We start from the raw sequence: 12767 nt of genomic DNA on the forward strand, positions 1-12767 counted from the left end.
CGCCCAGGCGGCCGTGGAGAGCGACCATGAAAACACTGATCTCAGCCTTTGCCGCCGCCAGCCTGCTGCTCTGTGCGGCTCCGGCGCTGGCGGACCGGGACGACCGCCACCACAGCAACGACCACAGCCGCAAGTTCGCACAGCAAGCGCGCGAACGCGGCGACCGCCAACAGAAGCGGCACGAAGACCGGCGCAGAGACCGGTATGAAGATAAACGCGATGACCGCCGTGATGACAAGCGCGGAGATCGCGGCAACCACCACAAGGACAAGGACGACCACAAGTTCGTGAAGTACGTGGGATACGATTCTCGCTATGACAAGAATCGCCATGGCGGTCACGATCACAGGGATCGCGGACACGGGCACGGCCACCACAAGCCCCACCGCCCGGTGCATCTGCCGCATAAACACCGCTACCGCCCGGCGCACTATGGATACGGCTACCGCTGGACACGTCTGCCCAGAACTTACGTGAGCCTCACCTTTGGCGGCCTGGGCTACTACTTCAGTGAGGGGATCTTCTACCGCCCCTACGGCGCGGGTTATGTGGTTGCACAGGCACCGGTCGGCGCCTTTGTACAGGCCCTGCCGGGTACCGCGGTGAGCGTCAGCTTCAACGGTCTCAGCTATTTCGTGGCCTACGACACCTACTACCGCTGGGACAACCACCGCCGCGGCTATCTGGTGGTCGCCAACCCCGGCTTTATCTGAATGGTACCTCCCGGTACGCGCGCTGCATCACGGGACAGTTTGTCACACCCAACCCCAACGACCGGATAGATATTCGGTTATTGCCCCTGGCGACTCCTCGGAGTCGCCTTTTTTATTACCGTACCGAAAGCTTTTTCCTATTGGGGTGGCACACTCCCGGCTCTATAGTTCATTTTGGACTAACAAACCGAATAAAAATTTAGTTTTATCCTTTAAAAAACGGCCATTTTTCTTTTCTATAGTTATTGCTTTCCACATACTCAGGCCCCAAGATTCGCGCCCCTGAATATCCTTACCGTCCCTCATTTCACGAACGAGGCGCCATGAAACAGCAACAGATCAAAAACTGGACCTGCGAAGACTCCGCAGATCTCTACGGTATCCGCAATTGGGGTGCCGGCTATTTCAATTTGAACGACGCCGGTGAAATCACGGTTCAGGTAACCAATACCGCTGGTACGACGCACTCTGTATCGTTGATGGACATCGCCCACGGCGCCAACGAGCGCGGTCTCGGCATGCCCCTGCTGGTGCGTTTCGAGAACTTGCTGGAAGCCCAGGTGGCGCGCATCAACAACTCGTTTCGCAGCGCGATCGAGAGCTGTGGCTACCGCAACAAGTTCCGCGGTGTGTTTCCGATCAAGGTGAACCAGCAGTGCCAGGTGATCGAGGAGATCGCCAAGGTCGGACGCCAGTTCGGTCACGGCCTGGAGGCGGGCAGTAAGGCGGAACTGATCGCAGCGCTGTCGATCCTCGACAACACCGAGGCACTGATCGTGTGCAACGGCTATAAGGATGAGGAGTTCATCAACCTGGGTTTGCAGGCCCAGCGGCTCGGCGTGCAGGTGTTCTTCGTGGTGGAAACACCCTCCGAGGTGGACACCATTATCCGCTGCGCCGAGCGCGAACAGGTGGAACCCAATATCGGTGTACGCGTGAAGCTGGCGAGCAAGGTGGGCGGCTACTGGAACGCCACCAGCGGCGACCGCAGTATCTTCGGCCTCGGCAGCAACGACCTGATCGCGATGGTGGACAAACTGCGCGACCACAACATGCTGCACTGCCTGAAACTGCTGCACTACCACCTGGGCTCCCAGGTGCCGAACATCCGCGACATCCGCACCGGTGTGCTGGAGGCCTGCCGCTACTATGCGGATCTGGTGGAAGAGGGCGCGGCCATGGGCTTCCTCGACCTGGGCGGCGGCCTGGCGGTGGACTACGACGGTTCCAAGACCAACTACACCCACTCCAAGAACTACTCTCTGGACGAGTACTGTGTGGACGTGGTGGAAGCCATCATGGGCACCCTGGACAGCGAGGGTGTAGAGCACCCGGTGATCATTACCGAGTCGGGCCGCGCGACGGTAGCCTATTCTTCGGTGCTGCTGTTCAACATTCTCGACACCACCAGCTTTGAGCCTATCGAGCTGGAAGAAGACCGTATCGGTGAAGATTCGCATCCGATGCTGAAGTATCTTCAGCATGCGCTGAAGACGGTGACATCGAAGAATGTACAGGAGAGCTATAACGACGCGCTTTACTACCGCGATGAGATTCGCGCGCTGTACCTGCACGGTCAAGTGAGTCTTCGCGACCGCGCACTGGCGGAGAACCTGTTTTTGCAGTGTGCACAGAAGATCCGCAAACTGCTGGATGAAGTGGACAGTATCCCGCTGGATCTGCAGGCACTGCCGGAGGTGCTGTCGGATATTTACTACGCGAACATGAGCGTGTTCCAGTCACTGCCGGATATCTGGGCGATTGACCAGCTGTTCCCGCTGGCGCCAGTGCATCGTCTGGACGAAGCGCCAACGCGCTCGGCGATCATTGCGGATATTACCTGCGACTGCGACGGCAAGATCGACCGTTTCATCGACCGTCAGGATGTGCGCAAGACGCTGCCGCTGCACGCGTTGAAGGAAGGCGAGGAGTATATTCTCGGTGCCTTCCTGGTCGGTGCGTATCAGGAAACCCTGGGCGATCTGCACAACCTGTTTGGCGATACCAATGTGGTGAGTGTGCACATTGAGGAAGACGGCCATGTGAATTACAGCCGTGAGATTCACGGTGACAGCATTGCCGATGTGCTGAGTTATGTGGAGTACTCGCCGCAGGATCTGTTCGAGCGTTTCCGCAAACTGGCGGAGAGCGCAGTGAAGAGTGGCAGAATTACCGCGCAGCAGCGTAAGGAAATTCTGCACACGTATACGGCGAGCATGAGTGGGTATACCTACTTCGAGAAGTGATCGTTTGTTTTCTGCTGGGCCAGTGGAGGGTTCTTCCGCTGGTCCGGTGGCGGCCAAGTGCCGGGTATTGGTTTTCGGAACCGCTGTGAACCCATCCCTGGGCGCTGCGGCGCAAACATCCTGTTTGCGACGCTTCCGAAAACCAATACCCGGCACTTTGCCTTCAATTTTGATTTCGCACTTCGTAGCCTTTTTACTCCTTGGTTACTTCGAAGTGTTGAACTTGATGGGAAGAGTCTGCTGACGGGACCCTTTTGCTGGACCGTCTGCGGCCTGGATGGCCGCAGCCGAGCCCCCAGGGATGGGTTTACGGCGTGTCCAGCGAAAGGGTACCGCCAGCAGGCTCGCCACAAATCTGTCTACCAGGTTCCACAAAACCTGAAAGAACCCAAAAAGGGAGAAATAAATGGCCAACGTTCTGATTGTCGGCGCCGGTGGCGTCGGTCAGGTGGTAGCACACAAGTGTGCGCAAGTAGAGGAAGTGTTCGAGAACATTACCCTCGCCAGCCGCACCAAAAGCAAGTGCGACAAAATCGCCGAGATGCTGCCGCGTAAAATCGACACCGCGGAAGTGGATGCCGATAACGTGAGCGAAATGGTCGCGCTGATCGAGAAGGTCAAGCCCGACATGGTCATCAACGTGGCACTGCCCTACCAGGACCTGCACATCATGGATGCGTGCCTGGAAACCGGCGTGCACTACCTGGATACGGCCAACTATGAGCCGCTGGACGAAGCGAAGTTCGAGTACAGCTGGCAGTGGGCCTACCAGGATCGTTTTGAAAAAGCCGGTCTGATGGCACTGCTCGGCAGCGGCTTCGATCCGGGCGTCACCAGCGTGTTCACCGCCTACGCGAAGAAACACCACTTCGACCGCATCAAAACCCTCGACATCCTCGACTGCAACGCCGGCGATCACGGCCTGCCGTTTGCCACCAACTTCAACCCGGAAATCAACATTCGCGAAATCACCGCGAACGGTCGCTACTGGGAGAACGGCCAGTGGGTAACCACCAAGCCGATGGAAGAGAAGCGCGTATTCGAATTCCCCGAAGGCATCGGTGAGAAAGACTTGTACTTGCTGTACCACGAGGAACTGGAGTCCCTGTCCAAGCACTTCCCGGAAATCGAGCGCGCGCGATTCTGGATGACCTTCGGTGCCAGCTACCTCAAGCACCTTGAGGTGCTGCAGAACGTGGGCATGACCGGCATCGAGCCGATCGAATTCCAGGGCCAGCAAATTGTGCCGATCCAGTTCCTGAAAGCACTGCTGCCAGATCCGGCGAGCCTCGGTCCGCTGACCAAGGGCAAAACTTGTATTGGCAACATCATCAAGGGCACTCCCCAGGGTGGTGGCGAAGACAAGATTTACTACGTGTACAACATCTGCGACCACCAGGAGTGCTTCAAGGAAGTACAATCCCAGGCGATTTCCTACACCACCGGCGTACCGGCCATGATCGGCGCAAAGATGATGATGGAAGGCAAGTGGATGAAACCCGGTGTGTGGAACATGGAGCAGCTGGATCCGGATCCCTTTATGGACGACCTGAACAAGTACGGCCTGCCCTGGCAGGAGACATGGCTCGACAAGCCGTTCGTCTAAGACCGCCAATCCCGGGCCGCAAGGCCCGGGATTTTTGCCAATTGCAGCTGTAAGAAAATTTGTTATGGATCTGACGCCCCGCAAAGACTACTTCGGTGAATTCGACCCCAGCCGAGTCTCCACACCCTGCTTCGTGGTGGATGAAATCGCCCTGCGCGACAACCTCGAAGTCCTGGCCGATGTGCAAAAGCGCAGTGGCGCCAAGGTACTGGCTGCGCTGAAAGCGTTTTCCATGTTCAGTATCGGTCACATTGTTGCCGAGTATCTCTCCGGCACCTGCGCCAGTGGAATCAACGAGGCCAGGCTGGGTTTTGAAGAATACGGTGGTAAGGATCTCGGCAAAGAGGTTCACGTGTTCAGCGCCGGCTACAAAGAGCAGGAGCTGAAGGAAATCCTCGAATTCGCCCACCACGTGATTTTCAATTCCTTCTCGCAGTGGAAGCGCTACAAGTCCCTGTGCCTGGAAGCACAGAAAAAGCGCCCGGCGCTACAATTTGGGCTGCGCATCAATCCGGAACACTCCGAGGGACACACACCGATCTACGATCCCTGTGCACCCTGCTCGCGCCTGGGTATCGTGCGCTCGCTGTTTGACGGCGAAGATCTCACCGGAATCAGCGGTCTACATTTCCACACGTTGTGCGAACAGGATTTCAAACCGCTGGAACGCACGATTGCGGCGGTCGAGGAAAAATTTGGCGATCTGATTCCGCAGATGGAGTGGATCAACTTCGGTGGCGGCCACCATATCACCCGCTGTGATTATCAGGTGGAGGAGCTGATTGCGGCGGTGAAGGCGTTTTCCGAGAAACACGGTGTGCAGGTTTATCTGGAACCCGGTGAGGCGGTGGCACTATTCTGTGGGGTGCTGGTTGGCGAGGTGGTTGACCTGACCTGGAATGGCAAGAACCAGGCGATCCTCGATGTTTCTGCCACCTGCCATATGCCGGACGTGATCGAGATGCCGTACCGTCCGGAAATCACCGGCGCTTCACTACCGGGTGAGTTACCGCACAGCTACCAGCTGGGCGGGCAGAGCTGCCTCGCCGGCGATCGCATCGGCGAATACAGTTTTGCCGACCCGCTGAAAGTCGGCGATCGAATTGTGTTTGAGGAGATGGCCTACTACACCATGGTCAAGACCAACACCTTTAACGGTATTCCGCTGCCTTCGATTGCTCTGTGGAACTCCGATACCGATGAACTTCGGATCGTCAAAGAATTTGGATACGAGGACTTTAAGGGTCGTCTTTCTTAATTTTTGATAGCCCGCCGCTTCTCGCTTGGTAGAGGGCCCGGTGGCGGAAAGCACCGGGTACAGGTTTTCGGGACCGCTGTGAACCCATCCCTGGGCGCTGCGGCGCAAACATCCTGTTTGCGACGCTCCCGAAAACCTGTACCCGGTACTTTTCCTAAAATTCCAATTTAAAGACTTCGTTAGGTCGTCTAGAGGCTACGAAGTAGTAAACGTGACGCGAAGGCCGAGTGCCGGGGATCTGTTTTCAAAAGCGTCGGCGACATGGACGTCGCCGACGGAGCGTACAGGGATGTATTCACAGCGGTTTTGAAAACAGATACCCGGTGCTCGGCCGCCACAGCAGGTCAACCAAGGCCCCCAACAGGGCCAGACCGCAGCACCAGAGATTAAAACCATGCACACAGAAGACCCCAACATTTTCCTCGGCTCCGAAATCGAACAACCGAATCCGGAAGAAGCCCTGTTCCACATCCTGCCAATTCCCTACGAAGAAACCGTCTCCTACGGCGGCGGCACCGGCAAGGGCCCGGCGGCGATCATCGAAGCCTCCCACCAGCTGGAAACCTTCGACAACTTCTCCTCCCCCTGCGAACTCGGCATCTACACCCGCGAAGCGGTAGATGTCAGCGGCCCCGCCGAGCAGGTCATGGAGAACATCTCCAGCGCCACCCGCGAGATCCTCGCCCTCGGCAAAATGCCCGTCGGTATTGGCGGCGAACACTCGGTCACCTGGGGCATCATCAAGGGCTACCTGGATGCCGGTATCACCGACTTCGGCGTGGTGCAGATCGACGCCCATGCCGACCTGCGCGACCGCTACGAAGGCCACAAGCACAGCCACGCCAGTGTCATGCGTCTCGTGTGTGAGGCGGGCATACCCCTGTTCCAGCTGGGCATCCGCGCCTACTGCGAAGAAGAGATGGAAGCGCGCAAGCAGTACAACGTCGGCTATCTGGACGCGCACCAGTTGGTGCCCACCCAGGTACAGTCCTTCGAACTACCGGAGAACTTCCCCAGCAAAGTGTTCTTCACTCTGGACATCGACGGCATGGACCCGTCAGTCTTCCCCTCCACCGGTACTCCGGTACCCGGCGGGTTGGGCTGGTATCAGACCCTGAACCTGTTTGAATCGGTGGCGAAGCAGCGCGAAATCATCGGCTTCGACCTGCTGGAGTTTGCCCCCATCGAAGGCTTCCACGCCTATGAATTCGGCGCCGCGCACCTGCTGTACAAGCTGATGGGTATCGTTCAGCGCAATCGGCGCTGAACGGAAAACCCGGCTCAGCGAAACCAGCACTGATCTTAGGGAGCAACACCGCATGGTCAGAAAAGTGGGACCCCACCCTGCGCCGCCCTTGTGGATAACTTCTGCGGCGATCTGACAATTCTTAACGTTCAAGCGCTACCAGTACGTAGCGCGCCCCCGGGAATACGGTTATTATTTATCCAGATAGTAAGTACTCGCTCGCGGGGGATTTCATGAACAGGACGGTCAAATTCCTTTTGTTTGGAACAGGACTTGTCGCGCTACTCTCATTTGCCTTTGCCGCACCCGCAGACGCGCACGGTGGTCACCGGGGGCATTACCACGGCCATGGCTACGGCGGCTACTGGGGCCCGCGCTATCGTGGTCCACGCATCGGTATCGGCGTAACCGTGCCCATTCTGCCTGCGGGCTTCGTCAATGTGGCGGTGGGAGGAGTGCCCTATTACTACCATGGTGGTTATTACTACCGCCCGGCGCCCGCTGGATATGTGGTCGTGAATGCACCGCTGGGCGCATCCGTGCTGACTCTACCTGGAAGCGCGGTGCAAGTGCAGATTGGCGGTTTCACCTACTACCAGTACGGCAGCGCCTATTACCAGTGGCAGCCACACGTGGGCCGCTACGTGGTGGTACCGCAGCCGACCACCGTAGTGGCAAGTGCCGGGCCGGTAGCCGTCGCACCCGTTGTGGGCGCCACCCAGCCCGCCTATACACCGGGGCAGGTGGTCAGTGAACTGCCCGTGGGTTACACCGCAGAGGTCATCAACGGCATCCAGTACTACCGCTATGGCGGTCACTATTTCATGCCCACCCAGCGCGATGGGCGCGAGGTATACGTGGTGGTGCAGGTGTGACCTGATACTTGCTGATCAAGAGAGGCCCTCGGCGGCTAGCCCGTGGTAGCGGGCGAAGTCGCCGAGGGCCTTGTTGTATCCGCTCAGCAATCCCGTCTTTGGCTCTTGCCGCCAGTGCAGCGCCTTTACCCGCAACACCCTCTCCTCCCGATCCGCCTTCAGGTCCACTACCCCCGCGAAGCCGTCCCGGTAGAGGATCGGCAGGCAGAAGTAGCCAAACTTCCGTTTCGGACCGGGTACATAGCACTCCAGCTGATAATCGAAGCCGAACAGCCGCTTCAGACGTTTGCGCTGCAATACCAGCGGGTCAAAAGGCGACAGCAGGCGCACCTTGCGGGGCGCCACCGGCGGCTCAATTTTCAGATCTTCCGCGAGGATCAAATCCTTGCCCACTGGCACCAGCTCTCCCGACTTCAACATCGCCGCAACCGCATCCGATACCGGCGATCGATCGTGCTTGCGCAGGTAACTGATTTCCTCGATGCGGCCCACACCCTGCGCGCGCAGGAAGCTGCGCACCAGATACCGCCCGTACTCCGCCTCACTGGCCGCGGCCGTCACCACACCTGCGGGCAGCAACCGCTCCGGCAGGTCGAACACCTTCTGGAACCCCTCGCGGTGGCTCACCATCAGTTCACCTTCGTGAAACAGTTGTTCGAGCGCTTTCTTCTCTTCGCTCCAGCTCCACCAACCGCCCTTGGCGCGTACAAAATCGCTGGCTTTCAGCGGGCCTTCGGCGCGAATCCGGTCCAGCACGAAGCGGCACAGCCTGGCATTTTTCTCGAACCAGTGCTTCTGACCTTCGCGGATGCGGTCCATACGGATGCGCGCATAGCGATAGTTATCTACAGGCAGGTAGGCGGCAGCGTGAGACCAGTATTCAAAAATCTGCCGCTCGCGCTCGGCGCGCTCCAGTGCACCGAGCAGCTTTGCCTCCCGCAGCCGCGGCATGCGGGTATGCAGTTGATGCAGATGCGCCCGTGTAATCACCTGGATCGCATCCAGTTGCAGGGCGCCCAGGTGTCCGATCAGGTCGGCAATGCCTCCACCCCAGGAGGAGTGGACATGTTGGCGCGCAAGCACCAGTGCACGAGCCCGCTCTACTGGCAGGGGAGGCGCTTTGGTATAGGCTTTCAACTGCGGTTGCTTCCGTTACTGGCTTGGTGAATTTGGTGATGCCACTCACTATGGCGCTGAGGTTTATCGGGTTCAAGCACCGCCCGCCGCAAAATAACGGATATATCAGGGAGGCATCCTATGCACCGCAAGACGCGCCGTTTCAGTACCCTGGGGTTCACGTTCTGTCTTCTGTGTAGCGCCGCCACCGCCGGCGAATTCCCGCAGGGGCAATGGATCGACCTCTCCCACGACTTTGCCGACGACACGCTCTACTGGCCCACCTCGGACAAGTTTGCCAAGACCACGGTTTTCGCCGGAGAAACCGACAAGGGCTACTACTACTCCGCCTACAATCTGGCGGGAGCGGAGCACGGCGGCACCCATGTGGACGCGCCGGTGCATTTCGGGCGCGGCCGTCAGAGTGTGGACAAAATTCCGCTGCAACAGCTTATCGGCGCCGGCGTGGTGATCCGGGTAGCGGACCGCATCGGCAAGGATCGCAATTATCTTGTTTCCACCGCGGATATCGAGCGCTGGGAAAAGCAGCACGGCACCATTGAGAAGGGCAGTATCGTGTTGTTCGATACTGGCAGTGCGCAGTTCTGGCCAGACCCGGTGAAATATCTCGGCACCTCGGAGCGCGGCGAGGCGGCCGTAGCCAAGCTGAACTTTCCCGGTCTGTCGCCGGAGGCCGCCGTATTTCTGGTTGAGCAGCGTGGAGTGAACGCGGTGGGATTGGATACGCCAAGTATCGACTACGGCGCCTCACAACAGTTTGAAACCCACCGTGCACTGTTCGAGCGAAATGTCCCGGCGCTGGAAAATGTCGCCAACCTGGCAGAATTACCGGCGAGAGGATTCACACTGATTGCACTGCCGATGAAAATTCGCGGGGGCAGTGGTGGGCCCACGCGAGTCGTGGCGTTTTTACCGGAGAACTGACGGTTCAACCGGAGAAGTGACGGTTCAACCGGAGAGCGCCGTATCCAGAGCGGCGATCTCGCCTTTTCGCTGCACCAGCTGCAGATACAGTACCTGATAGGTGGCCGGCAGACCGGCACCCGTGCGTTTTTGTTCGTAGGTATCGGTAAACCTGCGCAGTTTTTCCCGGCTCAGCAAACCCTTGCCCGCAGCGCGATTGACGTTGTGGGCGCCGATACTTTTCAGCTCGCGCATCAGGCTTTTTACACTGTCAAAATGCAGTACTCGCTGCTCAACACTCGCGATGTACTCTAGACCGTTGCTCTCACAGGCCTCGCCCCATTCTTCCGCGGGAAGAAAGCGATTGACGTGTACATCGCTGTCCACTGTCGCCCAACTGTCTTGCAATTCATACAGAGTGCCGGGCACCAGTGTAGAGATAAGAGCGTGTGCACCGGGCGCCATCACCCGGCGAATCTCCGCAAACAGCTGCGGCAGCCGGTAGCACCACTGCAGCGCGAAACTGGAAAACACCAGGTCGATGGATTTGTCCGCCAGTGGCAATTGCTCCGCATCGGCGGCCACATAGCCATTGCAGACCGGGCGGTGGGTAAGAGCATATGCCAGCATTTCCGGTGCCAGATCCAGCGCTATGATTTCCGCCTCGGGAAAGCGTTTGCGCAACAGCTCACCGCCATAACCGGTGCCGCTGCCGAGATCCAGAATCCGCTTTGGCGACCAATGTTCACCGGCGCGACTCAACAGGTCGCGACAGACCGCGCGCTGCAGATGTGCGGCGGCGTCGTAGCTGGCGGCGGCACGGCCGAACGCGCGCGCTACCGAGGATTTTTTCAGGGGCGCCGCTTGATGACTCAGTGACTCAGAAAATTCCCGCAGCAGCGTGACGATTTCCAGCGGGCGGCTCAGGTGCGGACAGTGCCCTGCGCTGGCGATGATTTTTACTTTACCACCGGCATGTTCAATCTGCTCCGCGGCCGTCACCGGTACCAGCGCATCCCCCTCGCCGAAAATATGCAGCGCGGGCACTGCAAAACCAGCCAGTATTTCGCGGTTGTCCAGATCGCCAAGACAGTCCAATGCATCGCTCCAGCTGTCTGGTATCGACAACGGCTGCCAGCTCTTCAGAGTTTTCAGCAGGCCGCGCATTTCCGCATCCCCGCGCGCCTCCAGTCCGCAGAAGCGCGACCAGTTTTTTTCCGGTTGCGCGCGCTGAAGGCGACAGAATTCCGCAAACATTTCCGCTTCCATCCCGGGCCAGTCGCGCTGTGCGACAAAGCGCGCATTGGTGGCGATGGTCACCAGCCCGCGGACTTTTTTACTGACCGCCGCCAGTTGCGTCGCCAGCATTCCTCCCAGCGACCAGCCCAGCAACAGGCAATCCTGCGGCAGCTGTGCCTCCAGTTGCGCGAGCAGTGTTTCCGTGTCCGGCCAGGAATCCTGCGCGCGCGCGCCGAAACCGGGAAGGTCGATGCTCACCACCTGCCCCGAGAAATTTTTCATTTCATTCAACAGTGGAGACCAACAGCGGGAGTCACCGCCCCAGCCGTGGATCAGCGCGAGATTCATACCGCTGCCTCCGCGGATTCCAGCGCGGTAGCCAGCGCATTCAACAGACCGTCGATCTGAGTTTCACTGTGGGCCGCGGACAGGGTAATACGCAGGCGCGCAGTACCCGCCGGTACCGTGGGTGGGCGAATGGCGCCAACAAGATAACCCGACTGCTGCAACAGTTCGCTGACCGACAATACGCGCTTCTCGCAACCGAGCAGCAATGGCTGAATCGCACTGGTGGAATTCTCCAGTGGCAGGCCGCGCTCCGCCGCGCGCTGACGGAAATAGTCGATACGCTGTTGCAGCCTCTGCCGCAACGGCAGTTCCTGCATCAATTCCAGCGCTCTCCGGCAACCGGCGGCCACCGCAGGCGGCATGCCCGTGGTGTATATGTAGGTACGGGCAAATTGGGTGAGGTAGTCGATCAGGGCACGCGAACCGGCGACAAACGCGCCGCCGTTCCCGGCGGCTTTACCGAGGGTGCCCATGACAATCGGTGCCGCTTCCTGATCGAGCCCCGCGGCAGCGGCACTGCCGGCACAGGGAAAAGCGTCACTGCCCATGACACCAAAGCCGTGGGCCTCATCCACCATCAGCCAGGCGTCGTACTTCTGGCAAAGTTCGGCCATCGGCGCGAGCGGTGCGATGTCGCCGTCCATGCTGTAGACGCCGTCCACCGCCAGCAGGATTTTCCCGTCATTTTTTTTACGGGCCCGCTGTAGCTGCGTTTCCAGAGCGGTCAGATCACTGTGCGCAAAACGCAGGTACTGGGCACCGGAAATGCGACCGCCATCGATCAGCGAGGCGTGGTTGAGTTTGTCCTGCACCACAAAATCCCCGCGACCGACCAATGCGTTGATCACACCGACATTCGCCATATAGCCACTGCCAAACAGCAGTGCGGCCTCGCGACCGGTGATCTCGGCGATCTTGTCTTGCAGTTGCTGGTGGATGTGAAAATGGCCGTTGACCAGATGGGACGCGGTGGCACCGGCACCGAGCTCAGCGCCGCGCTGCTGCGCGGCAATCACTTCGGGGTGGGTGGCCAAACCGAGATAATCGTTGCTGCTGAATGTGACCAGCTCGCGCCCGTCCACCACCGCCACCGGGGCCGGTGCGGTATCGAGGAGCTTGTGCTGGCGGTACAACTGCTGCGCCCGGCGCTCGGCCAGGCACGTGTTCAGAAAATGCTGCAGGCTGGACACAACAAT

General features: G+C 59.0%; 10 protein-coding genes. 7 read left to right on the forward strand and 3 right to left on the reverse strand.

Going from position 1 to position 12767, the window contains the following annotated elements; all coding sequences use genetic code 11:
• Positions 1-26 precede the first annotated feature (26 nt).
• The 6 genes from C3938_RS06345 to C3938_RS06370 all read left to right on the forward strand — a co-directional run bounded on the left by C3938_RS06345 (position 27) and on the right by C3938_RS06370 (position 7944).
• Positions 27-713, forward strand: a complete 687-nt coding sequence (locus C3938_RS06345) for a DUF6515 family protein (RefSeq protein WP_105102350.1) — start codon at positions 27-29, stop codon at positions 711-713.
• Between the two features lie 323 nt (positions 714-1036).
• Positions 1037-2959, forward strand: coding sequence for a biosynthetic arginine decarboxylase (speA, locus tag C3938_RS06350; protein ID WP_105102351.1), 1923 nt, complete (start codon positions 1037-1039; stop codon positions 2957-2959).
• Between the two features lie 406 nt (positions 2960-3365).
• A complete protein-coding gene (locus tag C3938_RS06355; protein ID WP_105102352.1) occupies positions 3366-4565 on the forward strand; it encodes a saccharopine dehydrogenase family protein in 1200 nt (399 codons plus the stop codon).
• A gap of 64 nt (positions 4566-4629) precedes the next feature.
• A complete protein-coding gene (gene nspC / locus C3938_RS06360) occupies positions 4630-5823 on the forward strand; it encodes a carboxynorspermidine decarboxylase (protein WP_105102353.1) in 1194 nt (397 codons plus the stop codon).
• A 394-nt stretch (positions 5824-6217) separates the two neighbouring features.
• Positions 6218-7090, forward strand: coding sequence for an agmatinase (gene speB / locus C3938_RS06365; protein ID WP_105102354.1), 873 nt, complete (start codon positions 6218-6220; stop codon positions 7088-7090).
• Between the two features lie 212 nt (positions 7091-7302).
• Positions 7303-7944, forward strand: coding sequence for a DUF6515 family protein (locus C3938_RS06370; RefSeq protein ID WP_105102355.1), 642 nt, complete (start codon positions 7303-7305; stop codon positions 7942-7944).
• A gap of 15 nt (positions 7945-7959) precedes the next feature.
• Here the strand turns inward: C3938_RS06370 and C3938_RS06375 are convergent, their stop codons facing one another.
• On the reverse strand, positions 7960-9081 hold the full coding sequence (locus C3938_RS06375) for a winged helix-turn-helix domain-containing protein (RefSeq protein WP_105102356.1): 1122 nt from the start codon (positions 9079-9081) through the stop codon (positions 7960-7962).
• Positions 9082-9201: 120 nt separating this feature from the next.
• Here C3938_RS06375 and C3938_RS06380 point away from each other — a divergent pair, with 120 nt between their 5' ends.
• Positions 9202-10005 carry a cyclase family protein gene (locus C3938_RS06380; protein ID WP_105102357.1) on the forward strand — a complete coding sequence of 268 codons (804 nt, stop codon included), beginning with the start codon at positions 9202-9204 and terminating at the stop codon, positions 10003-10005.
• 24 nt (positions 10006-10029) lie between these two features.
• Here C3938_RS06380 and bioC read toward each other — a convergent pair whose 3' ends face one another.
• Together bioC and bioF are read right to left on the reverse strand one after the other, a co-directional pair.
• A complete protein-coding gene (bioC, locus tag C3938_RS06385) occupies positions 10030-11571 on the reverse strand; it encodes a malonyl-ACP O-methyltransferase BioC (RefSeq protein WP_105102358.1) in 1542 nt (513 codons plus the stop codon).
• Positions 11568-12767: an 8-amino-7-oxononanoate synthase gene (gene bioF / locus C3938_RS06390; protein WP_199775561.1), complete on the reverse strand. Its 1200-nt coding sequence runs from the start codon at positions 12765-12767 to the stop codon at positions 11568-11570. The genes bioC and bioF overlap by 4 nt, the downstream gene beginning before the upstream one ends.

The organism is Microbulbifer pacificus, from assembly GCF_002959965.1.
GTDB lineage: Bacteria > Pseudomonadota > Gammaproteobacteria > Pseudomonadales > Cellvibrionaceae > Microbulbifer > Microbulbifer pacificus_A.

Coding starts and splice junctions, on each gene's coding strand:
- C3938_RS06345 (WP_105102350.1), top strand. CDS start 27: ATGAAAACACTGATCTCAGCCTTTGCCGCCGCCAGCCTGCTGCTCTGT.
- speA (WP_105102351.1), top strand. CDS start 1,037: ATGAAACAGCAACAGATCAAAAACTGGACCTGCGAAGACTCCGCAGAT.
- C3938_RS06355 (WP_105102352.1), top strand. CDS start 3,366: ATGGCCAACGTTCTGATTGTCGGCGCCGGTGGCGTCGGTCAGGTGGTA.
- nspC (WP_105102353.1), top strand. CDS start 4,630: ATGGATCTGACGCCCCGCAAAGACTACTTCGGTGAATTCGACCCCAGC.
- speB (WP_105102354.1), top strand. CDS start 6,218: ATGCACACAGAAGACCCCAACATTTTCCTCGGCTCCGAAATCGAACAA.
- C3938_RS06370 (WP_105102355.1), top strand. CDS start 7,303: ATGAACAGGACGGTCAAATTCCTTTTGTTTGGAACAGGACTTGTCGCG.
- C3938_RS06380 (WP_105102357.1), top strand. CDS start 9,202: ATGCACCGCAAGACGCGCCGTTTCAGTACCCTGGGGTTCACGTTCTGT.
- bioC (WP_105102358.1), bottom strand. CDS start 11,571: ATGAATCTCGCGCTGATCCACGGCTGGGGCGGTGACTCCCGCTGTTGG.